25 protein-coding genes and 3 tRNA genes are annotated in these 24,003 nt (G+C 67.4%); 18 read left to right on the top strand and 10 right to left on the bottom strand.

Annotated elements, in window-relative coordinates:
- Nucleotides 1–482 precede the first annotated feature (482 nt).
- The 10 genes from SK803_RS19715 (at nt 483) to SK803_RS19670 (ending at nt 8,565) form a co-directional block, all read left to right on the top strand.
- Entirely contained in the window at nt 483–1,334 is an 852-nt protein-coding gene (locus tag SK803_RS19715; RefSeq protein WP_319967486.1) for a type IV toxin-antitoxin system AbiEi family antitoxin domain-containing protein, read from the top strand.
- Nucleotides 1,331–2,242 (top strand): nucleotidyl transferase AbiEii/AbiGii toxin family protein, encoded by a 912-nt coding sequence (locus SK803_RS19710; protein WP_319967485.1) that lies wholly within the window; start codon nt 1,331–1,333, stop codon nt 2,240–2,242. The genes SK803_RS19715 and SK803_RS19710 overlap by 4 nt, the downstream gene beginning before the upstream one ends.
- A gap of 66 nt (nt 2,243–2,308) precedes the next feature.
- Entirely contained in the window at nt 2,309–2,878 is a 570-nt protein-coding gene (locus SK803_RS19705) for an HhH-GPD-type base excision DNA repair protein (protein WP_319967484.1), read from the top strand.
- A gap of 89 nt (nt 2,879–2,967) precedes the next feature.
- A complete protein-coding gene (locus SK803_RS19700) occupies nt 2,968–3,894 on the top strand; it encodes a hypothetical protein (protein WP_319967483.1) in 927 nt (308 codons plus the stop codon).
- 37 nt (nt 3,895–3,931) lie between these two features.
- Complete coding sequence (locus SK803_RS19695; protein WP_319967482.1) at nt 3,932–5,308, top strand: serine/threonine-protein kinase; 1,377 nt, start codon at nt 3,932–3,934, stop codon at nt 5,306–5,308.
- 108 nt (nt 5,309–5,416) lie between these two features.
- Nucleotides 5,417–6,127: an ABC transporter permease gene (locus tag SK803_RS19690; protein WP_319967481.1), complete on the top strand. Its 711-nt coding sequence runs from the start codon at nt 5,417–5,419 to the stop codon at nt 6,125–6,127.
- Complete coding sequence (locus SK803_RS19685) at nt 6,120–6,917, top strand: ABC transporter permease (RefSeq protein ID WP_319967480.1); 798 nt, start codon at nt 6,120–6,122, stop codon at nt 6,915–6,917. The genes SK803_RS19690 and SK803_RS19685 overlap by 8 nt, the downstream gene beginning before the upstream one ends.
- The gene (locus SK803_RS19680) at nt 6,914–7,885 is read left to right on the top strand and encodes an ABC transporter ATP-binding protein (RefSeq protein WP_319967479.1); all 972 of its coding nucleotides are present in this window, start codon (nt 6,914–6,916) and stop codon (nt 7,883–7,885) included. Before SK803_RS19685 ends, SK803_RS19680 begins: the two co-directional genes overlap by 4 nt.
- Nucleotides 7,886–7,930: 45 nt before the next feature.
- Nucleotides 7,931–8,278 carry a hypothetical protein gene (locus SK803_RS19675; RefSeq protein ID WP_319967478.1) on the top strand — a complete coding sequence of 116 codons (348 nt, stop codon included), beginning with the start codon at nt 7,931–7,933 and terminating at the stop codon, nt 8,276–8,278.
- Nucleotides 8,279–8,373: 95 nt separating this feature from the next.
- Nucleotides 8,374–8,565, top strand: coding sequence for a DUF1918 domain-containing protein (locus SK803_RS19670; RefSeq protein ID WP_319967477.1), 192 nt, complete (start codon nt 8,374–8,376; stop codon nt 8,563–8,565).
- On the opposite strand, the gene SK803_RS19665 is transcribed toward SK803_RS19670, so the two are convergent.
- Together SK803_RS19665 and SK803_RS19660 are read right to left on the bottom strand one after the other, a co-directional pair.
- A complete protein-coding gene (locus SK803_RS19665; protein ID WP_319967476.1) occupies nt 8,562–9,374 on the bottom strand; it encodes an inositol monophosphatase family protein in 813 nt (270 codons plus the stop codon). The two genes, SK803_RS19670 and SK803_RS19665, sit on opposite strands and share 4 nt — an antisense overlap.
- Nucleotides 9,375–9,411: 37 nt before the next feature.
- Nucleotides 9,412–10,392, bottom strand: coding sequence for a malate dehydrogenase (locus SK803_RS19660; RefSeq protein ID WP_319967475.1), 981 nt, complete (start codon nt 10,390–10,392; stop codon nt 9,412–9,414).
- An 89-nt stretch (nt 10,393–10,481) separates the two neighbouring features.
- On the opposite strand from SK803_RS19660, the gene SK803_RS19655 reads away from it, so the two are divergent.
- Nucleotides 10,482–11,087, top strand: a complete 606-nt coding sequence (locus SK803_RS19655; protein ID WP_319967474.1) for a pentapeptide repeat-containing protein — start codon at nt 10,482–10,484, stop codon at nt 11,085–11,087.
- Here the strand turns inward: SK803_RS19655 and SK803_RS19650 are convergent.
- Together SK803_RS19650 and SK803_RS19645 are read right to left on the bottom strand one after the other, a co-directional pair.
- Nucleotides 11,073–11,378, bottom strand: coding sequence for a hypothetical protein (locus SK803_RS19650; RefSeq protein ID WP_319967473.1), 306 nt, complete (start codon nt 11,376–11,378; stop codon nt 11,073–11,075). The genes SK803_RS19655 and SK803_RS19650 overlap by 15 nt on opposite strands.
- Nucleotides 11,378–14,158: a TNT domain-containing protein gene (locus SK803_RS19645; RefSeq protein ID WP_319967472.1), complete on the bottom strand. Its 2,781-nt coding sequence runs from the start codon at nt 14,156–14,158 to the stop codon at nt 11,378–11,380. The genes SK803_RS19650 and SK803_RS19645 overlap by 1 nt, the downstream gene beginning before the upstream one ends.
- Before the next feature lie 157 nt (nt 14,159–14,315).
- Here SK803_RS19645 and SK803_RS19640 point away from each other — a divergent pair, with 157 nt between their 5' ends.
- From SK803_RS19640 to SK803_RS19630, 3 genes are read left to right on the top strand one after another with little or no spacing between them, the layout of a single operon-like run.
- Entirely contained in the window at nt 14,316–15,218 is a 903-nt protein-coding gene (locus tag SK803_RS19640; protein ID WP_319967471.1) for a DMT family transporter, read from the top strand.
- Nucleotides 15,215–16,063, top strand: a complete 849-nt coding sequence (locus SK803_RS19635; RefSeq protein ID WP_319967470.1) for a bifunctional methylenetetrahydrofolate dehydrogenase/methenyltetrahydrofolate cyclohydrolase — start codon at nt 15,215–15,217, stop codon at nt 16,061–16,063. Before SK803_RS19640 ends, SK803_RS19635 begins: the two co-directional genes overlap by 4 nt.
- A gap of 13 nt (nt 16,064–16,076) precedes the next feature.
- Nucleotides 16,077–16,370, top strand: a complete 294-nt coding sequence (locus SK803_RS19630) for a DUF3017 domain-containing protein (RefSeq protein WP_319967594.1) — start codon at nt 16,077–16,079, stop codon at nt 16,368–16,370.
- Here SK803_RS19630 and SK803_RS19625 read toward each other — a convergent pair.
- Nucleotides 16,367–16,942: a TetR/AcrR family transcriptional regulator gene (locus SK803_RS19625; protein ID WP_319967469.1), complete on the bottom strand. Its 576-nt coding sequence runs from the start codon at nt 16,940–16,942 to the stop codon at nt 16,367–16,369. The two genes, SK803_RS19630 and SK803_RS19625, sit on opposite strands and share 4 nt — an antisense overlap.
- 75 nt (nt 16,943–17,017) lie before the next feature.
- On the opposite strand from SK803_RS19625, the gene SK803_RS19620 reads away from it, so the two are divergent.
- The 4 genes from SK803_RS19620 (at nt 17,018) to SK803_RS19605 (ending at nt 18,170) form a co-directional block, all read left to right on the top strand.
- Nucleotides 17,018–17,581: a dihydrofolate reductase family protein gene (locus tag SK803_RS19620; protein WP_319967468.1), complete on the top strand. Its 564-nt coding sequence runs from the start codon at nt 17,018–17,020 to the stop codon at nt 17,579–17,581.
- A gap of 238 nt (nt 17,582–17,819) precedes the next feature.
- Nucleotides 17,820–17,891 (top strand) — tRNA-Arg (locus SK803_RS19615).
- Nucleotides 17,892–18,006: 115 nt separating this feature from the next.
- Nucleotides 18,007–18,094 (top strand) — tRNA-Ser (locus SK803_RS19610).
- Nucleotides 18,095–18,098: 4 nt separating this feature from the next.
- Nucleotides 18,099–18,170, top strand: a tRNA-Arg gene (locus SK803_RS19605).
- Here SK803_RS19605 and SK803_RS19600 read toward each other — a convergent pair.
- From SK803_RS19600 to SK803_RS19580, 5 genes are all read right to left on the bottom strand, one after another.
- Nucleotides 18,171–18,761 (bottom strand): DUF3558 domain-containing protein, encoded by a 591-nt coding sequence (locus tag SK803_RS19600; RefSeq protein ID WP_319967467.1) that lies wholly within the window; start codon nt 18,759–18,761, stop codon nt 18,171–18,173.
- On the bottom strand, nt 18,758–19,477 hold the full coding sequence (locus tag SK803_RS19595) for a hypothetical protein (RefSeq protein ID WP_319967466.1): 720 nt from the start codon (nt 19,475–19,477) through the stop codon (nt 18,758–18,760). Before SK803_RS19595 ends, SK803_RS19600 begins: the two co-directional genes overlap by 4 nt.
- Before the next feature lie 15 nt (nt 19,478–19,492).
- On the bottom strand, nt 19,493–19,840 hold the full coding sequence (locus tag SK803_RS19590; protein ID WP_319967465.1) for a hypothetical protein: 348 nt from the start codon (nt 19,838–19,840) through the stop codon (nt 19,493–19,495).
- Nucleotides 19,833–20,564, bottom strand: coding sequence for a hypothetical protein (locus SK803_RS19585; protein ID WP_319967464.1), 732 nt, complete (start codon nt 20,562–20,564; stop codon nt 19,833–19,835). The genes SK803_RS19590 and SK803_RS19585 overlap by 8 nt, the downstream gene beginning before the upstream one ends.
- Nucleotides 20,565–20,666: 102 nt before the next feature.
- The gene (locus tag SK803_RS19580; RefSeq protein ID WP_319967463.1) at nt 20,667–23,960 is read right to left on the bottom strand and encodes an error-prone DNA polymerase; all 3,294 of its coding nucleotides are present in this window, start codon (nt 23,958–23,960) and stop codon (nt 20,667–20,669) included.
- Nucleotides 23,961–24,003 lie beyond the last annotated feature (43 nt).

The raw sequence follows: 24,003 nt of genomic DNA, 5'->3' as shown, positions 1-24,003 counted from the left end.
CCCCTTCGACCCTGTTCTCATGCGTCATGAAATCAAGAGGAAAAATCCCCCACTCACAACGAGCCCCCTCGTTCCGTCACATCAACTTGGAATATGGGCAAATACCCGCCCCATGAACACAGAGTGGCCCGGCGACTCCACTTGGGATTGCTACTGCGGCGTACGTACCGCTGTGGTCGACGAGCGGTAAGCCCACTTCGTTCGGGCCTATATGAAAGGCCGAACTTCCGCCACGCCCACGACGCCGCTACGACAGGCGCCGGATACGGGTCACGTGACACCATCCGTCACATGAATCGCACGTTGTGCCTCGCGCAGAACCCCGACGCGGACGCACTCCTCGCGTCGGACATGTTCGCCCTGCTGACCGGAATGCTGCTGGACCAGCACACTGCTTGATGAATGACAGACCTCGTCGCAGTAGTGCAGCGTTTGCTACATCTAGAAGGTAGCAAACGCTGCAGGCGTGTAGCGTTTGCTACATGGAACGTGTGGAGGCTCTTCAAGTCGTCGGCGACATCGCTGCTGATCAGTGGGGCCTGTTCACGACGCAACAGGCAGAAGCCGCAGGAGTGCACCGCACAACCCTGACGAGACTGGCCTCGGCGGGGCTCGTCGATCATGTATCACGTGGCGTCCACCTCGTCGTTGCAGCAGGAACGCCGAGCCACATCGACGAGAAGGCAGCCTGGCTCCGTCTCGCCCCTTCCCGACGAGGTTGGGAGCGCCGTCCCACAGACTCGGACAACGGAGTTTTCTCGCACAGCACCGCCTGTGTCCTACACGAACTCGGGGACGTCCCGGCGCCCGCAGTCGAGATCACCGTGCCGCGACGACGGACCACTCGCATTGCAGGCGTACGACTGCATCGTGGCGATCTTTCAGAAACAGAGATCACCACCACCAGGGATGGTCTGCCCGTAACGACAGTCGAACGCACGATCAAAGATCTGCTGGCTGCTCATGTCGATGGGGGGCACATTGGCGGAGTGCTTCACGACGCGATGCGCCACAGCCTTGTTGACGTAGATCGCCTCATACCCGCCGCCGCGACATACGCACTCACTTACGGCGTCGGTCGACCTGATGGGCGCCTCCTCCTCCAACATCTGCTGGACCAAGCGGGCACCGGAACATCCATCAACGACCGATCAGCGCAGGCGCAACCTGCGCAGGCCACAGTTGAAGCTTTGGATGCGACGACGCAAGTCCAAACAGTTGCTTCTCAACTCGCCGCGCTGGACCAGCCGCAACTGAGGACGCTGAGAGCGGCGGTAACAACGCTGATCCAGGAGCCCGACAGGAACAAGTCTGAGACGGGAACGGACGAATGACCTACGCATCACCTCAAGCGCTGAGCCGCGCGCTTCGAGATCGCGCGAAACGTGAAGCCGCGAGCACTGGCACAAGTCCTGGCGATCTGCTCAACAGGTTCTACTTCGAGCGACTCCTCGCCAGGGTCTTCCACCACGATCCCGATGGCTGGCTGCTCAAAGGCGGCCAAGCGATGCTGGTGCGCTACCGCGATGTCCGCCACAGCCGGGACATCGATCTGTGCCGCCCAGGCGCCGCCGACCTGGGTGAAGCTGTGGAGGCAATCCGCAAAGCCGCCGCACTCGACCTCGGCGACTTCGTTCGTTACGACTACCGAGAACGCACCGAGATCACGGGGAGCCGCCCGACCACTCGCGTCTCGTTCAAGATCCTGGTGGGGCCGCGGACAGAGGGAGTCGTCAGCGTTGACCTGGTCGTGCACTCACCACTGCACGGAACTCCCGAACCGCGAAGGCTGGAGCCATCGGTCCCCGTCGAATGGCCAGACGACTGGCCTGTCGTCAAGCTGTACCCGCTCATCGCTCACGTGGCAGACAAAGTGTGTGCGCTTTACGAACGGCACAACGGGAGAGCATCCACGAGATATCGCGACCTCGTGGACTTGGTCCTCATCGCTCTGCGCGAATCCATACATGGCCGGGAACTGCAGGCCGCTATCAGCCATGAGCACAACCGACGGCGTGATGCCGGCACTGATCTTGAGCTACCCGCGGTGTTCACGGTGCCGGAGCCAACGTCGTGGGCCATCGGCTACGAACACGAAGCCGGCAATCTCGATGCGCTGGCGAGCTGTCGAACACTCTCGCAAGCCACCGAGTTGATGGACCGGTTCCTCAGCCCGTTGCTCGCAGCATCGGATCCGGGTCGATGGTCTGCGACCGAGCAACGTTGGAACAGAAGCGTTTAGGCACGGGCCAGCATCGTGCCAGACCGCTACCGGCGATCTTCCGAATGACGTGTCATCCTTTCAGCCATGACCCGCACGTTGTGCCTCGCGCAGAACCCCGACGCGGACGCACTCCTCGCGTCGGACATGTTCGCGCTCTTGCTCGGCATGATGCTGGACCAGCAGATTCCGATGGAGAAGGCGTTCTCCGGCCCCAAGGTCCTCGCAGACCGCATGGACGGCCTGGACGTGCACCGCATCGCCGAGGCCGATCCAGAGGCCTTCGCCACGATCATGGCCACGCCGCCCGCCGTGCACCGGTTCCCCGGCAGCATGGCCAAGCGGGTGCAGGCGCTGTCGCAGTTCGTCGTCGAGCAGTACGACGGGGACGTCACGCGGATCTGGGCCGACGGGGACGGGGCCGCGGTGCTCAAGCGGCTCAAGGCGTTGCCCGGGTTCGGGGAGCAGAAGGCCAAGATCTTCCTGGCACTTTTGGGCAAACAGTTCGGCATCACGCCGGACGGGTGGCGTGAGGCCGCCGGGCACTACGGCGACCAGGGAAGCCGTCGTAGCGTGGCTGATGTGACCGATCAGAAGTCGTTGCTCGAGGTGCGGGACTTCAAGAAAGCCGCGAAGGCCGCGGCCAAGGCGAAGTAGCGCCGAGGTTGACCGTCTGGTCCACTGGACGTCCGCCGCCAGCCCGAACGAGGTGCGATCTCGCCTCGTGAGAGAAGGGGCGGTTCACGTTGCGCATCAAGGCGATTGGCGTTTTCACGGTCCTCGCGCTGGGCCTGACGATCGGCTCTGCTGACGCTGCCACCACGTGGCCTGGCGACTCCGCCACCAGGACGGCCGACGGCACGAGCGTTTTCGGCAAGAACCTCAGCGGGTTGTCGTTCGAGAGCGCCGGTGTGGTGTGGGCGGTGAAGAACGGGCCGTCGACGCTGTACCGGCTCGTGCCGAACGGCAGCGCGTGGAAGGTCGACCAGAAGCGGTCGCTGCGGTTCAGGAACGGGCAGGGCGACCCTGATGCCGAAGGGGTTGTGAGCACGCCGGACGGGCTCTTCGTCGTCACGGAGCGGGACAACTACAACGGTGACGTCAGTGCGCCGATGGTGTTGAAGATCGGCGGCGGGAGCAACGCCGCGGCGGAGTGGAAGTTGCCGGGGATGCCGTCGGTCGGCCCCAACGACGGGCCCGAGGCCATTTCGTGGGTGCCGGACTCCTTCCTCACCGCGCAGAAGTTCAAGGACGACACCGGGAAGCTGTACGACCCCGCCGACTACCCCGCGCACGGGAGCGGGTTGTTCGCGGTCGGGCTCGAGGCGACCGGCGGGATCTTCCTGTACGCGTTGCAGGACGGCGGGGCGAAGCTGGTCGCGAAGTTCGCGAGCGGGCAGGCGCAGGTGATGGACCTGGAGTTCGAGAACAACCGGCTCTGGGCGACCTGCGACAGCAACTGCGGCGGCAGGGCCACCACGCTCGCGATCAGCGACGGGAAGTTCAAGGTCACGGCCACGTACGACCGGCCGGCCAAGCTGCCGAACGTGAACCTCGAAGGCTTTGCGATCTCGCCGAGCTGCGTCAACGGCAAGAAGGTCGTGTTGTGGTCGGACGACGACAACACGGAGAAGCACGCGCTTAGGAGTGGTTCGCTGAACTGCACGGCCTAAAGGGGAATTGTCGGGGTGCGGAACTATGCTGCCGCGCGTGACCGCACCCCGCATTCCCGGCCTGTCGGACCTGAGACCTTTGGGCGCGGGCGGGTTCGCCACCGTCTACCGCGCCCATCAGGCGCAGCTCGGCCGGGACGTCGCGGTGAAGATCGACAACCGGGTGCTGGCCGACGAGCGCGACAGGAGAAGGTTCCTCCGCGAGGCGCACGCGGCGGCCAAGTTGTCCGGGCATCCGCACGTCGTCGGGGTGCACGACGCGAACATCACCGCTCAGGGCACGCCGTACATGGTCATGGAGCTGTGCACGGGTGGGTCGCTCGCGGACCAGCTGGACGAGCGCGGGCCGTTGCACCACGAGCAGGTGCGCGATCTCGGCATCAAGCTCGCGGACGCGCTGGCCGCGGCACATCAGGAAGGTGTGCTGCACCGGGACATCAAGCCCGGCAACATCCTCGTCGACCGCTACGGCACGCCGAAGCTGGCCGACTTCGGGCTCGCGGCGCTGCTGGACGCGCAGGGCGGCAGCACGGTCACGCGTGACGCCCTGAGCCCCAGCTACGCGCCGCCGGAAGCGTTCGCGATGGCGGAGCCCACGCCGCAGGCCGACGTCTACTCGCTCGCCGCGACGCTCTACACGTTGCTCGCGGGCAAGCCGCCGCGTCCGGTGCCGTGGCCGATCAGCAGCTTCGACCAGCTCGGCGAGATCCTGCGCAGGCCGATCAACGCGGTCGACGGGGTGCCGCCGGCGCTGCACGACATCCTGGCGAGGGCCCTGCACCCGGACGCGAACCTGCGCACGCCCAGTGCCGCACAGCTTCGTGACGAGCTGCGCGATCCGATGCGCCAGCCCACCGTGCCGGTCAGTCCCCCGCCGCGCAAGCGCAAGGTCTGGCCGTTGGCCGCCGCCGCCGGACTTGTCGTCGCGATCGGCGCGGGTGTGCTGGCGTGGAACTTCCTCGGCAACGAAACAGCAGGTGCCCAAGGCCCTGGACCGGCGACGACGCAGCCGGGCGGCGCCGAGGACATCCCGCCGTTCCTCAAGAAGTGCGACGGCGGGTTCTGCATCGACCAGTCGACCTGTTTCCGCGGGATCACCACTGTCGGCGGTCAGGCCGCCACCGCGCGGAAAGTCGGCGACTGCGCGACGGAGCACTACTGGGAGGCGTTCGGCGGCGGCTGGTTGTCCGGGGAGATCCCGGAGGTCGACTCCGACGAGCTGCTGGCCTCGGCCGAGGTCAAGAACGTCTGCACGCCCGCGGCGATGAAGGCCAACACGCGCCCGACGGTCGACACCTCGGCGTGGGAGATCACCGCTGTCGGGTTCAAGGACGGCACGCGCAACTACTTCCTCTGCCTCGGCGCGGAGCCGGACGCGGGCGAGGTCGTGACCAGCGCCTTCGGGTCGGGTTAAATCCACTTGCGACGGTCACTAACGTAGAACGACGTGCGTGTCCACGCCGATTTGATCATTGCCGGCTTCCGAAGGTATTCGACCTACCGACAAGCGATGCTGGCCGGAATGACCACGAACGTGGTCTTCGGCCTGCTGCGACTCGCCATCATCTCCGCCGCGATCACCGCGGCGAACGGCAAGATCGCTGACTACGACATCGCTGCAACGAACACGTACGTCTGGATCGGGCAGGGGCTGCTCGGGTTCGTCCTGTTGTGGGGGAACAACGAGCTCGCCGAGCGCGTGCGATCCGGTGACGTAGTGGTAGACCTCTATCGGCCGTGGCATCTTCAGGGCGCCCTCCTCGCGCAGGACATCGGGCGCGGCGGTTTCGCCTTCGTGACGAGGCTCGCGCCGCCGATGGCGTTCGGCATGCTGCTGTTCCCGTTCCAGTTCCCCGAGAACCCGCTGCGGTGGCCGCTGTTCCTGCTCAGCGCCACGATCGCGCTGGTGATCAGCTTCGGGGTGCGGTTCCTGGTGGAGGCCAGCGCGTTCTGGCTGCTGGACAACCGCGGGGTGTACGGGTTCTGGAACGTCTCCTCCGGCCTGCTGTGCGGGTTGACGGTGCCCATCTCGTTCTTCCCCGAGTGGGCCAGGGACGCGCTGTGGATGTCGCCGTTCCCGGCGCTGCTGCAGGCGCCGATCGACGTGTTCCTCGGGCACGGCAGTGCCGCGAAACTCCTGCTGTACCAGGCGTTCTGGGCTGTGGTGGTGCTCGCGATCGGGCATTTCGCGTTGCAACGCGCGGTGCGCAAGGTGGTGGTGCAGGGTGGCTGACCTGATCTACCCCAAGCTCATCGGCGCGCGGCTCAAGAGCCAGCTGACCTACCGAGCCTCGTTCGCGATCGACTTCCTGTCGCAGGTGCTGGCGCAGTCCTACGAGCTGATCGTCATCCTGGTGCTGTTCAGCCAGGTCAACGCGCTGGGCGGGTTCACCAAGAACGAAGTGCTGCTGATGTACGCGTTCGCGGGCGCGGCGTTCGGGGTCGCGGACCTGTTCGCCGGGCAGCTCGACAACCTGCCGACGTACATCCGCACCGGCACTTTCGACGTGCTGCTGATGCGGCCGCTCGGGACGTTGCCGCAGATCATGTGCTCCGACATCCGGCTGCGCAGGATCGGACGCATCACCGGCGCGCTCGCCGTCATGGCGTACGCGTTGTCGCACGTCTCGATCGAGTGGTCGGCGGCGAAGGTCGCGCTGACGATCTTGACGCCGATCGCCGGCGCGGTGATCTACAGCGCGGTCTGGGTCGTGGCCTGCTCGGTCTGCTTCTGGATCGTCGAGGGGCGCGAGTTCGCCAACGCGGTCACCTACGGCAGCAACGCCTTCACGTCGTACCCGATCAACGTCTACTCCGCGCCGCTGCGCTGGGTGATGGCGTTCATCGTGCCGGGGGCGTTCGTCGCGTACTACCCGAGCCTCGCGCTGCTCGGAAGAGAAGATCCGCTCGGCCTTCCTGGCTGGGTCGGCTGGACATCACCGCTCGTCGCGGCACTGGCAGCCGCGGTTGCCGGGCTCGTGTGGCGGTTCGCGGTCAGGCACTATCGGGGAACGGGATCATGATCGAGGTCAGGGAGCTCCGCAGGGAGTTCAAGGTCGCCACGTCGAAAGGCTTGCGGCGCAACTACAAGACCGTGACGGCGGTCGACGGCGTCACCTTCGAGGTCAAGGCGGGCGAAGCCGTCGGCTACGTCGGGCCGAACGGCGCGGGCAAGTCCACGACGATCAAGATGCTGACCGGGATCCTGGTGCCCACCAGCGGCCACATCCGGGTCAACGGCGTGGATCCGTCCAAGGAACGCCGCGATCTCGCGAAACGCATCGGCGTGGTGTTCGGCCAGCGCAGCCAGCTCTGGTGGGACCTGCCGCTCCAGGACAGCTTCGACCTGCTCAAGTCCATCTACCGCGTGTCGGCCGAGGACTACCGGACACGGCTCGACGAGTGCGTCGAGCTCCTTGGTCTGCAAGAGCTTCTGATCACCCCGGTGCGGCAGCTCTCGCTGGGGCAACGGATGCGCGGCGAGATCACCGCCGCTCTCCTGCACGCGCCGGAACTGCTGGTGCTCGACGAACCGACCATCGGCCTGGACCTGGAGTCGAAGGAACGCCTCAGGGAGTTCCTGGCGGACATCAACGTCCGGCGCGGCACCACGCTCCTGCTCACCACGCACGACCTGGACGACATCGAGCGCCTCTGCCCGCGGCTGATGGTGATCGACCACGGCCGGGTGCTCGCCGACGGTCCGCTGGAGGAACTGCGGGCAGAGGTCACGCCGGAACGCGAGCTCGTGATCGACCTCCGGGAACCCGGACCAGCGCCGGACGTCCCTGGAGTAACGGCGGTGCGCAGCGAGGCCAACGGGTTGCGGCACCACCTCACGTTCAGGAGAGCGGAGATGACGGCGGCCCAGTTGATCACTCAGGTGGTGCGGCAGGTGGAGGTCCACGACCTCGCCGTCGTGGAGCCGGAAATCGACGACGTCATCAGGAAGCTCTACCAACGCCAGGTCGATCAAGAAGTGCATCGGTAGAGTCGTGAACAACACAAACGGACACATCGGGCAAGAGGAGAGCGAATGCGCCTAGTTGGACCGCTGGTTGCGGCTGTCATCGCGTTGGGCAGCTTGACGGCGTGCGACACGATCCAGGGCGTCAGCGACACCGCGGACAAGGTGAAGCTGTGCGCTGACGCGATCTCGCTGCTGGGCTTCTCGCCGGACCTGAGCGACCCGCAGAAGGCACTGGAGGACACCCAGGCCAAGGCGAAGGAGCTCGAGACCCTCGCGAACTCCGCGCCTGACGAGCAGGTGAAGAAGGCTCTCGAAGAAGCCGCCAACGGCATGCAGAACGTCAACTCCGCGGCGGACTGGGTGACGAAGAAGGCCGACCTCGTCGCGAAGGTTTCCTCGGCTTGCGGCGGATGAGCACTTGAGCCCTGTTGCGCACCTCCGGTGTCGGCTTAGGCTTTAACGCGTTCATCGCCAAGCCTCACGCCGCACACCGGAGGTGTTGCAGCATCATGCAAGCAACAGTTGGTGACAGGCTCCACGTTCACAGCCGCTCGATCGGCCTCGAGGAGCGCCTGGGCGAGATCCTCGAAGTACGCGGAAGCGACGGCCAGCCGCCGTACCTGGTCCGCTTCAACGACGGCCACGAGGGCCTGGTGTTCCCCGGCCCCGACTGCATCGTCGAGCCGAGAGGCACCCTCTAACCCAGCACGGTCGCGATCAGCTCCTCGGCCAGCTGAGGAGTAGCTGCCGCCACGCCTGACCACCGGTGGGTCAGGTCGGGCTCGAACGTGAACGGCCTCCCGTGCAGGTCGACCAGCACACCACCCGCGGCGGGCACGGTGACCAGCGCCGTCGCGAGGTCCATGATCCGGTGCGTGTCGCTGCCCGGATCGATGAACGCGTCGACGGTGCCCTCGGCGACCAGCATCGTCTCCAGGCAGGTCGTGCACAGCACCCGGATGCGGTCGGCGCGGTTCGCGATCCGCAGCCACGCGTCCTGAGTGCCTGTCTTCGGGCGCATCAAGCACACCGACGCGCCGTCCAGCGTGGTGCGTCCGGTCGTGCGGAACGACGTAGGAACGCCCGCCAGCGCATGCCACGCACGGCCCGTGTCGAACCACGTCGTGAGGGCTTCTTTTGCCGTGCCGTCTTCAACGAGAGCACCGGCGAAGCACGAGAGAGGAACGCCGAACGCGGCGTTCGCGGACCCGTCGACCGGGTCGATGACGAGGGTGATCGAGGAACCGTTGTCGACGAACCCGGCTTCCTCGGACAGGAGGTTCACGCGATTGCGGTGGATGGACTCCAGGATCGCGTCCTCGACGATGCGATCGACGCGCATCGTCGGTGTTCCGTCGGCGCCGTCCGCCACTTCTTCGCGAAGTTCGAGGCGCGTGTGCAGTGCTCGGGCGCGTCCATACGCCGCTGACGCCGCGCGGGCGGCGTCAGCGAGCGCAGGATGCACGTCATCGGAAAGCTGTGGCTGGGGCACGTCCCATGGAATGCGCACGTGCCCCACACTGCCATGTCTCCGATCTGGCAACGATCTAGATGAGGCCGAGGCCCTTGACCGCGTCGCGCTCCTCGACCAGCTCCGCCACGGAGGCGTCGATGCGGCCGCGGGAGAACTCGTCGATCTCCAGGCCTTGGATGATCTCGTAGCTGCCGTTCGCGCACTTGACCGGGAACGACGAGATGATGCCCTCGGGCACGCCGTACGAACCGTCCGACGGGATCGCCATCGAGGTCCACTCGGTGCCGTTGACCCAGTCGTAGATGTGGTCGATGGCGGCGTTCGCGGCGGACGCGGCCGAAGACGCGCCACGGGCCTCGATGATCGCCGCGCCGCGCTTGGCGACGGTCGGGATGAAGTCGTTCTCCAGCCACGCCTGGTCGTTCACGGCCTCGGCGGCGGTCTTGCCACCGACCTTGGCGCGGAACAGGTCCGGGTACTGGGTGGCGGAGTGGTTGCCCCAGATCGTCATGTTCTCGATCTCGGTGACCGCGACGCCCAGCTTCTTGGCGAGCTGCGACAGGGCGCGGTTGTGGTCCAGCCGCGTCATCGCGGTGAAGCGCTCGCGCGGGACGTCCGGCGCGTGCTGCTGGGCGATGAGGGCGTTGGTGTTGGCCGGGTTGCCGACCACGAGAACCTTCACGTCGTCCGCGGCGCCGGCGTTGATCGCCTCACCCTGCGGCTTGAAGATTCCGCCGTTGGCCTCGAGCAGGTCGCCGCGCTCCATGCCCTTGGTGCGGGGGCGGGCGCCGACGAGCAGGGCCACGTTCACGCCGTCGAACGCGGTCTTCGCGTCGTCGGTGATCGTGATTCCCTTGAGCAGCGGGAAGGCGCAGTCGTCCAGCTCCATCGCGGTGCCCTCGGCGGCCTTGAGCGCCGGGGTGATCTCCAGCAGACGAAGGTTGACCGGGGTGTCCGGACCCAGCAGGTGGCCGGAAGCGATGCGGAAGAGCAGTGCGTAGCCGATCTGGCCGGCCGCACCGGTGACAGTGACGTTCACGGGCGTGCGGGTCATGAGCCTTCCCGAATGACGGTCTTCGTTGACTTCAGTCGGGCGGGTCGCCCGGCACCCGCACGTTACCAACACGCCGACAATGCGAGAGTGTGAGAGTGGACAACCTGGTCGAAGAGGTCGGCGAGGACTACGCCGACGCCGTGCTCCCTGGTCAGCACTGGGAGAAGAGGTCCTACACCGACTGCGACTTCACCGAAGCCGATCTCCGCGAACTCGTCACGACGGGCTGCACGTTCACCCGGTGCGACTTCACCCGGACGGATCTCGGCGAGTCGAAGCACCAGGCGACCGCGTTCCGGCAGTGCACGTTCGACCGCACCGTGCTGACGCGGGCGTCGTTCTCCTCGTGCAGCCTCATGGGCTCGAACTTCGTCGACTGCGTGCTGCGGCCGATCACCTTCACCGAGGTGGACTTCACGTTGGCATCGTTCGCGAAAGCGCCGCTGCACGGCCTGAAGCTGAGCGGGCAGCGGTTCCGCGAGACGAACCTCAGCGAGGCCGATCTGCGCAACACCGACCTGAGCAAGGCGGACCTGATCGGCGCGCGGCTGCTCGACGCCAAGCTGGAGGGCGCCGACCTGCGCGGGGCGGCGGTGGACGCGAACGGGCTCCGGCAAGCCAAGCTCGCCGGAGCCCTCATCGACATCGAGCAGGCGATCGCTTTCGCGGCCGCCTACGGACTAGTTGTGTCGTGAGGTGATGCGCACGGCGGGGTGGATGCGCACGGACATCTCTCCGTCGCCGAACTCCACCACGACATGCGACTCACCTTTTCCGGACCACACGAGCATCCGGTTCGCTCCCTCGCGGTAGAGGTCGACCACCAGCTCATCGTCTTGGAACCACTGGACCCTCAAGGAACCGACGTGCGCGTCGAACGAGACGCGCACGCCCTCCACCTGGACGGCCTTGATCCACGGCTCGTCCTCAGCCTCGGGGCTGACCCCGAACGCGTCGACGAACTCGTCGTCGGACGGCACCAGCATCAGTTGTCAGCTGATCCCGTGATCTCCACCAGCACGCCCTCGGCGACCATCTCCTCGATCGCCTTCGGCAGCAGGTAGGCCGTTCCGCCGCCCGGCTGCTCGAACCACGGCACCGCGACGCCGCTGAGCACCTCGAGCGGGCGGCGCAACCGGTACACGCGGTACGGGCGGTTGATCCACGACGGCACGAGGCTGCGTTCCGGGAACGGGGTGCCCGCCACGTAGACGAGGTTGCCGTTCTGGTCGCCGTAGCGGTCGACCTCGGTGCCCGCCGGCAGTTCGAACATCTGCTTGTGGCGGAACAACGTCAGCGGAGGCTCGCCGGCCAGCGGGCCGATCGGGAACTTCCGCTTCGACGGCTCCTCCTGGGCCACGGCCGCCGCGATCGGTGCCGGCGCGGGCGCCGAGACCTGTTGCGTGGGCGCGGCCTGAGGCGGTGCCGGAGGGACCGGCGCCTGCTGGACCGGTGCCTGCGGGACCGGCTGGGCCGGGGCCTGCGGGGCCGGTGCTTGCGGCTGGGGCATCGGCGGGCGTTGCGGCGGCACGGGACGGCGCGGCTCCTCGCGGAAGCCGTTGCTCATCGGCCGTTGTGGTGGCGGGGGTGGCGTACGCACGATCGTGCGGAAGTTGCCCAGCACCAGCTTGCCGAGCAGGTAGGCCGACGCGTCCTCGACCTTGTCGAACCGCACGGGGTTCTTGGGGCCGTGGTCGAACCAGCACACCTCCCAGCTGTCGCCGTCGAGGCGCAGCGTCCAGGTGCGGTCGGCGGGCTCGCCGATCCGGTACACGCCGTGCGGCACGCTGAGGTCGTCGAGCGCGCGGCGGGTGCCCGCGAGTTCGCGGTCCTCCTCCTGCGTGACCTGGCGCGGCGGCTTCACCGGTTCCGGCTCGGGTTCAGGCTCCGGTTCCGGCTCGTGCTCGGCCTTCGGCTCGTTGAACAGCGCGGCGTCGAACTGGGTCGTCTCCTCGACGCGAGCGGGCGCGGGCACTGGCACCGGCAACGGTGCGAGCAGCGCCGGCGCGGGCTCGGGTTCGAGCGTCTTCGGCGCCCCGAACTTGTTCTCGAACTGCGGCTTGTCCTCGAACTGCGGCTCGAAGCCCTGCTGCTCGAACGGCGCGGGTTCGAACGCGGCAGGCTCGAACGACTCCTGCTTGAACGACTCCTGCTCGTACGGCGCGGGCTCGAACGCGGCCGTGGACTCGAGTTCGTCCTCGGCCAGGTCGGGCCCGTCCTCCGCCACGGGGACGATCGGATGCTCTTCGGTGACCTCGGCCGGGCTCTCCAGCGGCTCGTCGAGGACCGGGCTCCACGCCATCGTGTCCTGCATGGCGTCGCGCGGGCGTTCCTCGGTGTCCGCGACGAGGTGGTCCGTGAGCTCCTCGTCGCGGTGGTGCGTGAGGAGCTCCGGCTCGTCCGGCCCGGCGGTCGGGATCTCGGGTGCGTCGTCAACGTCCACGACATCTTGTTCGTCGCCGGGGTCCGTTTCGTTCGGCTCCTCGGCGATCACCTCGGCGACCGGCTCCGGTTCCTCGACCTCGCTCGGGTGCGGGGCGAAGAGGTCCATGCCCGCGCCGTACGTGTCGCGCAGGCGCCTGTCGTCGACGTCGGGCACGCCGTCGGAATCAAAAACAACCCGGTAGGGCGGGCCGTCAACGGTCGGCCCCGGCAACGGCACCGCGACCGTGGCGCCCATGTCCTCAGGCTCGGGTTCCGGCTCGACCTGCGGCTGCTCGGTGGTGACCTCGACGGCCTGCTGGTCGGGGTACATCGGCTCGAAGTCGTACTCCTCGACCTCGGGCTCCTGCTCGGCGTCGAACGTCGGCGGCGTGTCGAACGTCGGCGGCGTGTCGAACTTCGGCGGCGTGACGTACTGCGTCTCGTCCGACTTCAGGTCCGGCTCGGGTTCCTGCTTGGCCTGCGGCTCCGGCGGCGACTGCAGGGCCGGCGGCACCGGCACCACGGTGCCGGGAGGCGCGGCAGGGGCGCCGAGGTTCGCGGCGGCGGCGAGCCGGGACTCCTCGGAGACCTCCGGCAGGGTGAAACCGGCGGCGCGAGCGCGTTCGACCAGCTCGGGCTCTGGTGGCACGCCGTACTTGCGCAGGTAGTAGGAGACGCCCGCGGGCCAGATCCAGGCACCGTCGGTCTGGAACCCGGACGGCACGACCGGCGGCGAGTCCGGGTGCAGCACGTCGGCGTCGAAGCCGCGTCCGGCCACGGCGACCGGAGCGTTCGACAGGTACGTGAGCAGCGGCGCGACCTCGGTCTCCGGCACCGGCGGCCGGTTGACCGACGGACGGCCACCGGGACCCGCGCCGTCGAACACGCGGACCGTGCGGAACGCCGGCGTCGGCGGGTTCAGCCGGCGGCGCAGCCAGTCCGGCACGTTCTCGTCGACCCGCGGGAAGAACCGCATCTCGTCGAAGTAGGCCTGCTGCGGAGGAGGCGTCTGCCAGCTCGGCTCCGCGCGGTCGAAGTCGAGGTTGTAGCTGGAGGGGTGATCGAGCTGGTAGCGGGCGTTCGTCCAGCTGCCCCTGCCCTCGCGGTGCATGCCGGCACGCAGCCGCGCGAACAGCGAGGCCACGTCCTGCGGCACGGCCCACGAGCGCGAGGTGCCGTCCTGCAACCGCAGTTCGGACTCCAACTCGAAGTAACGGCCGGTGGCCCGGTAGTGCGCGATGACGCTGCGCCAGTCTTCCGGGGCGGCCCGCATGAGAGTCAGGCCGATCTGCTTAACCAGAGCGTCCTGCTCTGTAGGGTTCAACGGCTTCGGCTCGGACACGCCAACATCTTCCCCCGCAACTCGCCGGATCGCACACGTCCCCCGCTACTGCGCCGAACGGTGGAGGCCCGACCATAACGCGGTGCACGGGCCTGGTTAAAGCTGATCAAGAACACCCCTGTCTCGGCTGGAGGAGCTTTTGTCACGGTCCGCGCAGGTGACCGGCGGTCTGCTGGCGGCGGTCGGAGGCGTGGCCATCGCGGTCCAGGCGCGCGTCAACGGAACGCTGGCACAGTCCTTGCACAACGGTCTGCTCGCGGCGTTGATCTCGTTCGGTGGCGGCTGGTTGGTGCTGATGGTGGTCGTCCTGTCGCGACAGTCCGGACGGGACGGGCTGGCGCGGTTGCGCGACGCGTTGAGGCAGCGGCGCATCCGGTGGTGGGAGTGCGTCGGCGGCATCAGCGGCGCGGTGCTGGTGGGCTCGCAGGGGCTCGCGGTCGCGACCATCGGTGTGGCGGTGTTCACGGTCTCGGTCGTGATCGGACAGGTCGTGAGCAGCATGGTCATCGACCGACTCGGGGTCGGGCCGGGCGAGCCGAAACCGTTCACATCCACTCGTGTCGCTGGAGCGGCCGTCGGTGTTATCGCGGTCACAGTCGCCGTGTCGCACCAGTTCACGTCGCCCGGCGCGTTGTGGCTCGCGGTGCTGCCGCTGATCGCGGGCCTGTTGATGGGCTGGCAGCAGGCGGTGAACGGGCTGGTGCGCGAGGCCGCGGCGAACTCCGTGGCGACGATCCTGGTCAACTTCACCGTGGGCACGGCCGCGTTGTCGCTGGTCAACCTGGTGGCGTGGGGCGGAGTGCCGGGCGCGTTCCCGTCGGGTTGGTGGCTCTACCTCGGCGGGTTGCTCGGCATCGTCGGGGTGGGCGGCGCGATCGTGTCCGTGCGGTTCATCGGCGTGCTGATGGTCGGGCTGTGCGGCGTGAGCGGGCAGCTCATCGGGGCTGTGCTGCTGGACGGGGTGAGCGGGCACCTGGCGTTGCCGACGGTGATCGGCGTCGTGCTGACGCTGGTGTCGGTGGGCATCGCGGCGCTGCCCAATGGGAGGATGAAGACGTGACTGCGACGCTGCTCAACGGCAAGGAAACCCGGGACGCGCTGTTCGAGGACCTGAAGGTGCGGGTCGCCGCGCTGCCGGTCCAGGTCGGTCTGGCCACCGTGCTGGTCGGCGACGACCCCGGCTCGCACTCGTACGTCAAGGGCAAGCACTCGGCGTGCGCGAAGGTCGGCATCAAGTCGATCCGCCGCGACCTGCCCGCGGAGACGACGCAGGAGGAGCTCGAGGCCGTCATCGACGAGCTGAACGCGAACCCCGAGGTCACCGCGTACATCGTCCAGCTGCCGCTGCCCAAGCACCTCGACGCGAACGCGATCCTGGAACGGATCGACCCGCGCAAGGACGGCGACGGCCTGCACCCGGTCAACCTGGGCAAGCTCGTGCTCGGCGAGGAGGCCGCGCTGCCCGCGACGCCGCGCGGCATCGTTGAGCTGCTGCGCCGCTACGACGTGCCGATCGCCGGCCAGAACGTCACCGTGGTCGGCCGCGGCGTCACCGTCGGCCGCCCGATCGGCCTGCTGCTGACCCGCCGCACCGAGAACGCCACCGTGACGCTGTGCCACACCGGCACCAAGGACCTCGCGGCCGAGGTGCGCCGGGCGGACATCGTGATCGCGGGCGCCGGCAGCGCGGGCCTGATCACCAAGGACATGGTCAAGCCGGGCGCCGCGGTGATCGACGTCGGCATCACCCGCACCGACGCGGGCCTGGTGGGCGACGTGGCCCCGGACGTCCGTGAGGTCGCTGGCTGGCTCGCCCCGATGCCCGGCGGTTCCGGCCCGATGACCGTCGCGATGCTGCTGACCAACACCGTCGAAGCCGCCGAGCGCGCCAATGCAGCGGTCTGACGCCGAGGCGCTCATGTCCGAACAGCGCTGGCGCTCCGGTCCCGGCAAGCACCTGCCGTTCGCGCTGGTGCTCGGGATCAGTGCGCTCGGGCTGGTGCGGATCTTCCAGTACCACTGGCGCCAGGGCGCGGTCCTGCTGGGCGTGTCGCTGCTGGTCGCGGCCGTGCTGCGGATCCTGGTGAGCGACGAGCAGGCGGGTCTGATCAAGATCCGCGGCCGTGGCATGGACGCGTTCCTCTACTCGACGCTGGGCATCGTGGTGATCGCCGTGGCGCTGACGATCACCGGCGGACCGCTGAGCCGTTAGTCCGGGCCGATAGCGCGGTTCACCAGGACCTCGATGAGTTCGTCGAGGTCCATCGGTGCCACGACGTCCGGCAGCGTGAGCCGTTCGTAGATCAACCCCGTCATCGCGAAGTACAGCGAGACGACGGTCATCCGGTCGCCGGGCAGCTTCGACTCCTCGTTGAACGCGACGTTGAAGTCGAGGTTGTCGGCGATCGTCTTCGTGAGCGCGGTGCGCAGGTCGGGCCGCCGGGTGGCCTCCAGCCGCAGCTCCATCATCGCCAGGTAGCAGGCCTTGTCGGCGTCGGCCCGCTTGATGATGTCGTGCATGAACTTGAGCGTGAGCTGCTTGTCCCTGGGCATGGCCAGTGACTCCGCGACCGACTCGTCGGACGGCATGAGCCGCTGGTGCACCCGTGTCGCCACCTCCGACATCAGGTCGTCGCGGTTCGCGAAGTAGTTCGACGCCGTGCCCGCGGGCACCCCCGCCTTCGCGTCGATCGCGCGGTAGGTCAGCCCTCGCGCGCCCTCCTCGGCCAGGACGTCGATCGCCGCGTCCAGCAGCTGCGCACGCCTAGCTTCGTTCTTCGCCACGCTTCCTCCTTGCAACCACTACAGCCATAGTACTACAGTTGTCGTGGTTGAACTGGTTCTGAGGGGATGATCTGCATGCGAAAGCTCGTTTACTACGTGGCCGTCACGCTGGACGGTTTCATCGCGGCGGAGGACGGGACCTTCGACGGGTTCATCTTCGAGGGCGACCACATGGCCGGCATCAACGCCCATTACCCGGAGACGCTGCCCACCCAGTTCCGCGACGCCCTCGGGTTCACGGACACGCCGAACACCAAGTTCGACACGGTGCTGATGGGCCGCCACACCTACCAGGTGCCGGGCGGGCTGGCCTCGCCCTACGCGCACCTCCGGCAGTTCGTGGTGTCGTCCTCGCTGACCGACACCCCGGACGACGTCGAGGTGATCCGCGAGGACGTGGCCGGCCGCGTGCGGGAGCTTAAGGAAGAGGACGGCCTCGACATCTGGCTGTGCGGCGGCGGCAAGCTGGCCGCCGAACTCCTGCCGCAGATCGACGCACTGCTGCTGAAGATCCACCCAGTGGTGTTCGGGCGCGGTATCCCGTTGTTCGACGGGAAAGCCGACATCACGACGTTCCAGCGCACCGATGCGCGGCTGTTCGAGAGCGGAGTTTCGTTCATGACTTACGAACGCCGTTGAATAATGATTGACGCCGAGCCAGGCCGCCCGTAATACTTGGACCACACCACGAGCCGAAGGGGAACGCCATGACGAGCCAGCCGCAGCGCCGACGCTTTAGCAGCGTCAGCTTCGCGCGACCGTCATCGCGACCGTTTTCGCAGGTGGGCTCCTTGTAGTGGCGTAGACGTCACACGCAGGGAGCCGCCCCTCGGGAAACCGAGCAGGGCGGCTCTCTCTATTCAGCGATTTTATTTTTACCCTTGTAGCTCAATGGAAAGAGTGCGGCGCTACGAACGCCGAGGTCCAGGTTCGACTCCTGGCAGGGGTGCTGACCGGTGCGAGGGAGACGGCAACCCACCTCATTTGGGATGAGGACACACCGCGTTCGACTCGCGGGCATCGGACGAAAGGCGCTTTCGGGCGCACTGATAACGCAGGACAAAGGAGGGCTGGCCGAGTGGTAAGGCACCGGATTGCTAATCCGTGGTCCGGGCAACACGCCCGGCGCGCGTTCGATCCGCGCGCCCTCCGCCGCACCCTCGTGGTCCAACGGACACGACACCGGCGTCCGAAGCCGGAGACGCAGGTTCGACTCCTGCCGGGGGTACTACGGTTGAACCGCGTCGAAGAGCTGCTTCGCCACATCGCGGGCACCTCGACGGCACTCCTCGCTGCGCGGGTCCTGCTTCTTGCCGGAGTTGTACCACGTGACCATCACCGCGTTCTCGTCGAGAAACTCCAGCCGGCAACTGGCGGCTACGCCGGCATCCGGCCAGCGGGCCTCAGACCCTGGGTGCACGCCGGTGTCCTTCACCCCGCCCGCCTGGGCGCCGTTGGTGAATGCCAGCTTCGCGCGCTCCGCGCCGGACGAGTTCTGCTGGTTCTCGTAGAGGATGACGTCCAAGGTGATCATCGGCGTGCCATCGTTCTTCGACGCGGTGAAGGTGCACGTCAGCCCGAACTCGCCTGAGCCGAGGGTCGGCTCGGCCTTCAGCGCGGGCGGCAGGCCGGGAACCTTCTGCTGGATTTCCGGACAACTCCGGAAACTCGCGGAGGCGTACTTGACCGGGCCTGGGGCCGGGGTGGTGGTCGACACCGGGGCAGTGCTGAAAGTGACAGTGGGCACCGGTGTGGCGGTGCAACCACCAGCGAGGGCCATGGTCGTGATCGTCACCCCGATGATCCGGCGTGGCCTCATCCTGTCACCGCCTGCGGCCAGGTCCCGTTCTTGAACTTGGAATCGGACATCTGGCTCATGAGGTCACGCACCTTGCTGAGCGCCTCCATGAACCGGTTGGCGATGGCCACCAGGGTCCCCAGGTACTTGCCGACGAGTTCTCCGATGGCGCCCGCCAGCGCGTCCACGGCGAACGGGATCTCGACGACGGTCGCCGCCTCGATCGCGGCTCCGACCAGCCCGCCCAGGAAGTCGGTCACCATCTGGGCCAGGTTGACCATGTACTCGACGTTGTACTTGGCGATGTCCATGAGCCACTTGCTGACCATGTCCGCCTTGGTCGCGACCGCGGTGATCGCGTCGTTCTGCACGGTGACCTTGTCCTGGTAGGCCTCGCTGGCCTCGCCCTCCCAGTCGTAGGCCAGGTGGGTCTTGGCGTGGACGAGGTTGTTCACCGGTTGCTGCACGTCGCTGAGCCAGTTGAAGGACTGCCGGATCAGCGAGATCACCGGCAGCTGGTGGTCCACGGCCGTCCTGATCAGCTTGAAGACCTTGTCCATGAACTCGCGGATCTTGTCGAGCGCGGGACGGATGACGAGCATCGCCGGGCCGAGCAGGTACCGCCAGTCGTTGATGTGGTGGACGGCCTTGTTGAAGCTGTCGGCGCAGCCACGAGCCTTGTCCTCGAGGCCGTCGAAGCACTTGTTCAGGTGTTCTTCCTGGACAGGGGCAGTCATGCGGGTGGTCAACTCCTACACGTGGTAAGTCTTGTCGAGATCGAGCTTGTTGACGCTCTCGGTCCGGTCGTACTCGTCCGCGATCTTGCGCAGGGTCGCGTCGATCTGGCCGAACTCGATACCCGCGCCCGTCAGCAGTTTTTCGATGTACGTGCGGAATTCGTTGTACTGCTTGGACTCCGCGTCGGCGTTGATCATCCCCACGCCGAGGGTCGCGAGATCGCCCACGAAGAACGCCGTCGACGCAAGCCACGCGTTCTGCACCGCTGACACGATCGGCCTGGTGTCGTCCACGCGCTTCTGCCAGATCTTGGCCTCGTCGCGGATCTTCTGAGTGACGACCTTGAAGTCATCGTTACCCATTCCAGTCCCTCGCCCTCAAGACGTTGAAATCCGAGAAGTACTCGTCGTCCGTGTCGCTGCCGCCACCACCACGGGGCTGCGCGGGAGGTCGTTCTCCCGGGTCGATCCCGAGGCCCGCCCGGACGAACATCTGCAGGGCGTCCTCGGACAGCACGGTGTCCGACGGGTTGTCCAGCGCCTGGGGGTCGCCGTGGATCGCGACCGGGCCCCCGGCGCGCACGTGCAGGGTGAGGTAGCCGAGCGGACTGCGGATGTCGGTGACCTCCAACAGCTTCGGTTGTTGCTGCTGGCGGCGGATCGCGTCGTACTGGTCGGCCATCGCGTTGATCCTGGCCGCGGTCCTGGCTTCCCACTCCTCCTGCGACAGGTCGGCGGGGTCCACGAAACCGGCGTCTGGAGCGGGTGCGGCCGGCTGGTCGGGTGGCCGGTGCGCGAACTCGACGGCGAACGCTCGCTGAACCGCGGTCACATAGGTGTTGTAGAGCGCGGCCGGAAAGTGCTCAGGCCGCAGGTGTTCGTACCAGCGCGCCCGAATTCGAACATTCGTCACCTTGCGGTCCTTGTTCACGGTGACGATGACGAATCCGCTCGGGTCCCGTGCCTCGTACGTGTCGGCGGGTTCCAGTTCACGGCCGCCGGGACGCGTGAGTTCGGCGAAATGCGCGCGCGTTCGCGGATCGTCGGGTACGTCGAGTTCGGCCAGCTCAACGTGCTCAAGCGGCACGATTCCCCCAGATGTGCTCGATGTCGCTCCTCATGGAACATAGCGGTGACCAATGGATCGCGCAGCGCAATCGAACAATCACCAAACGTTGCGGAGAGGAACTCAGCGGAAGTCGCGCGACTTCGACGGAATCCGCAGGTCGAGGTGCTGCAACCGGTCCGCCATCAGGCTGACCACGCCCTCCGCCGACTCCACCACGCCCCGCACCAGCATCGCCCCGCTGCTGCGTGCCACCCGCCGGTACCGCGCCCACAACCCCTGCGAGCACACGACGTTCACCATCCCGGTCTCGTCCTCGATGTTGAGGAACGTGACCCCGCCCGCGGTCGCCGGTCGTTGCCGATGGGTGACCGCGCCGCCGATGAGCACTCGGGTCCCGCGCTCCACCGACGAGAGCGCGGCGGCGGGCAGGGCACCCATGGCGTCCAGTTTGGACCGGACGAACTGGGTCGGGAAGCTGTCCGGCGACAGGCCAGTGGCCCACACGTCCGCCACCGCCAGTTCGACGTCGTCCATGCCCGGCAACGAAGGCGCGTCCACGCCGACCGTGGTGCCGGGCAGGCGGTCCGGCCTGATCGCGGCGACCGCACCCGCCGCCCACAGCGCCTCGCGGCGTTCGAGGCCGAAGCAGGAGAAGGCACCGGCGGTGGCGAGGGCTTCCACCTGGGCCGTGCTGAGCTGCACGCGCGAGCCGAAGTCCTCCATGCCGTGGAACGGTTGTGCCGCAACGATTCTCTCGGCGTCCGCGGCACCGATCCCGCGCACCGCCTCCAACCCGATGCGGACGGCGTTGCTGCCCTCGAACGGTTCCAGGCCCGCGTGCGGGAGCGACAGGTTCACGCACGGGCCGTGCACCGTCACGTCGTGGCGGCGGGCGTCGGCCACCAGGGACTGCGGGGAGTAGAAGCCCATCGGCTGGGCGCGGAGCAGGGCCGCGCAGAAGGCCGCTGGGTAGTAGAGCTTGAACCACGCGCTCACGAACACCAGGTGCGCGAACGACAGGGCGTGCGACTCCGGGAAGCCGAAGTTCGCGAACGCCAGCAGCTTCGCGTAGATGCGGCCGGCCAGTTCCTCGCCGATGCCGTTCGCGGAACAGCCTTCGTAGAAGCGGTCGCGCAGGCGTTCCATCCGGGCGGTCGAACGTTTGGCACCCATCGCGCGGCGCAGTTCGTCGGCCTCGGCGGCGGTGAAGCCGGCCACGTCGACCGCGATCTGCATGAGCTGTTCCTGGAACAGCGGCACGCCGTAGGTCTTGCGAAGAGCGTTCTCCAGCAACGGATGGTCGTAGTCCCACTTCTCGACCTCGTTGCGGCGCCTGATGTACGGGTGCACCGAGCCGCCCTGGATCGGGCCGGGCCGGATCAGCGCCACCTCGACCACCAGGTCGTAGAACGTGCGCGGCTTCAACCTGGGCAGCGTCGCCATCTGCGCACGGCTCTCCACCTGGAAGACCCCGACGGAATCGGCTTTCTGCAGCATCGCGTAGACGCGCTGGTCCGCCAGGTCGATCTTGCCCATGTCGACGTCGACGCCTTCGTGGTCGCGCACGAGGTCGATGGCGTAGTGCAACGCGGAGAGCATGCCGAGGCCGAGCAGGTCGAACTTCACCAGGCCGATGGACGCGCAGTCGTCCTTGTCCCACTGCAGAACCGTGCGCTTGTCCATGCGCGCCTTCTCCACCGGGCACACCTCGCTGACGGGGCGGTCGCAGATCACCATGCCGCCGGAGTGAATGCCGAGGTGGCGCGGGAAGTTCTCCAGCTGCGCGGACAGCTCCAGCACCGGGCGCGGGATGTCGCAGTCGTCGGTGGTGGTGTTGAGCGGGCCCCACCTGTCTATCTGCTTGCTCCACGCGTCCTGCTGGCCCGGCGAGTGACCGAGCGCGCGGGCCATGTCGCGCACCGCGGAACGGGCGCGGTAGGTGATGACGTTCGCGACCTGCGCGGCGTGCCGGCGGCCGTACTTCTCGTAGACGTGCTGGATGACCTCCTCGCGCCGGTCGGACTCGATGTCGACGTCGATGTCGGGCGGGCCGTCGCGGGCAGGAGCCAGAAACCGTTCGAAGAGCAGGTCGAACCGGACCGCGTCGACGTTGGTGATGCCGAGCGCGAAGCACGCCGCGGAGTTGGCGGCGCTGCCCCTGCCCTGGCAGAGGATGTCGTTCTCCATGCAGAAGTTCACGATGTCGTGCACGACGAGGAAGTAGCCGGGGAAGCCGAGCTGTTCGATGATCTTCAGCTCGTGCTCGATCTGCCGGAACGCCTTCTCCTCGTTGTCGGAGCCGGAGTACCGGCGGTGCGCGCCCTCGTAGGTGAGCTTGCGCAGCCAGCTGCTCTCGGTGTGGCCGGGCGGCACGTCGAACGGCGGCAGCTGCGGCGCGACCAGCCTCAGGTCGAACGCCAGCTGCATGCCGAGCAACGCCGCGTTGTGCACGGCGCCGGGGAAACGGCGGAACCGGTGGAACATCTCCTCACCACTGCGCAGGAACGCGGCGGGTGACGGCGGCAACCACCCGGCCATGTCGTCGAGACTGCTTCGCGCACGCACGGCGGCCATCGCGGCAGCGAGCCGGCCGCGGTTCGACGTCGCGTAGTGCACCGCATTCGTTGCCACGACGGGAAGTTTGAGCTGCTGCGCCATCGCGTAGAGGAGGTCGTTGCGCTTGCTGTCCTCCGGCAGGCCGTGGTCGGTCAGCTCGACGTGGACACGGCCTTTGCCGAACAGATCGGTGAGCCTGACGATCTCCTGGAACGCCGCCTCTGGACCTTCCCTGACCAGCGCCCTGCGGACGGTTCCCTTGCGGCAGCCCGTCAGCACCACGACCTCGCCCTTGGTGTCCGCCACGATCTGGTCGACGTCGTAGACGGGTTTGCCCTTCTCCGCGTCGTCCTCGAGGTGGCCGGTGGTGAGCGTCCGGCACAGCGCGTGGTAGCCCTTCTGCTGTCGTGCGAGAAGAAGCAGGTGATCGCCTTCGGGGTCCGGTTCGCCGTTGGCCGGCTTGCTGAGCCCGATGCTGAGTTCGGCACCGAACACCGTGTGCATCCCGAGTTCCTTGGCCGCCTCGGCGAACCGCACCACGCCGTACATGCCGTCGTGGTCGGTGATCGCGATGGCGTCAAGCTTGAGCCGTTGCGCCTCCTCGACGAGCTCCTCCGGATGGCTCGCGCCGTCGAGCCAGCTGAAGTTGGAGTGGCAGTGCAGCTCCGCGTACGGCACGCGCTTGCGGGTGACCGCCAGCTCGTCCACGCGCAGCTCGAAACCCGGCGGCGCGGTGTACCGGTCGCGGTGTCTTCCCCACCCCGGACCGTCGCCGCCGTCGGGCTTCTGTTCGTAGGGCTTGCCGGAAAGAGCCCGTTCCAGCTCCTTCCAGCGGACCGGCGGGTTATTCCAGCCCATTGGCTTCCTTGCGCGGCAACGGGATCAGGGTCTCCAGCAGATC

The organism is Lentzea miocenica (assembly GCF_033949945.1).
GTDB lineage: Bacteria > Actinomycetota > Actinomycetes > Mycobacteriales > Pseudonocardiaceae > Lentzea > Lentzea miocenica.
Note: the sequence above shows the minus strand (reverse complement) of the source record. Positions and strands in the feature narration are given on the sequence as shown.

Coding starts and splice junctions, on each gene's coding strand:
- SK803_RS19590 (WP_319967465.1), bottom strand. CDS start 19,840: ATGGGTAACGATGACTTCAAGGTCGTCACTCAGAAGATCCGCGACGAG.
- SK803_RS19620 (WP_319967468.1), top strand. CDS start 17,018: ATGCGAAAGCTCGTTTACTACGTGGCCGTCACGCTGGACGGTTTCATC.
- SK803_RS19715 (WP_319967486.1), top strand. CDS start 483: ATGGAACGTGTGGAGGCTCTTCAAGTCGTCGGCGACATCGCTGCTGAT.
- SK803_RS19705 (WP_319967484.1), top strand. CDS start 2,309: ATGACCCGCACGTTGTGCCTCGCGCAGAACCCCGACGCGGACGCACTC.
- SK803_RS19675 (WP_319967478.1), top strand. CDS start 7,931: ATGCGCCTAGTTGGACCGCTGGTTGCGGCTGTCATCGCGTTGGGCAGC.
- SK803_RS19670 (WP_319967477.1), top strand. CDS start 8,374: ATGCAAGCAACAGTTGGTGACAGGCTCCACGTTCACAGCCGCTCGATC.
- SK803_RS19680 (WP_319967479.1), top strand. CDS start 6,914: ATGATCGAGGTCAGGGAGCTCCGCAGGGAGTTCAAGGTCGCCACGTCG.
- SK803_RS19595 (WP_319967466.1), bottom strand. CDS start 19,477: ATGACTGCCCCTGTCCAGGAAGAACACCTGAACAAGTGCTTCGACGGC.
- SK803_RS19580 (WP_319967463.1), bottom strand. CDS start 23,960: ATGGGCTGGAATAACCCGCCGGTCCGCTGGAAGGAGCTGGAACGGGCT.
- SK803_RS19710 (WP_319967485.1), top strand. CDS start 1,331: ATGACCTACGCATCACCTCAAGCGCTGAGCCGCGCGCTTCGAGATCGC.
- SK803_RS19690 (WP_319967481.1), top strand. CDS start 5,417: ATGACCACGAACGTGGTCTTCGGCCTGCTGCGACTCGCCATCATCTCC.
- SK803_RS19650 (WP_319967473.1), bottom strand. CDS start 11,378: ATGCTGGTGCCGTCCGACGACGAGTTCGTCGACGCGTTCGGGGTCAGC.
- SK803_RS19600 (WP_319967467.1), bottom strand. CDS start 18,761: ATGAGGCCACGCCGGATCATCGGGGTGACGATCACGACCATGGCCCTC.
- SK803_RS19630 (WP_319967594.1), top strand. CDS start 16,077: ATGTCCGAACAGCGCTGGCGCTCCGGTCCCGGCAAGCACCTGCCGTTC.
- SK803_RS19660 (WP_319967475.1), bottom strand. CDS start 10,392: ATGACCCGCACGCCCGTGAACGTCACTGTCACCGGTGCGGCCGGCCAG.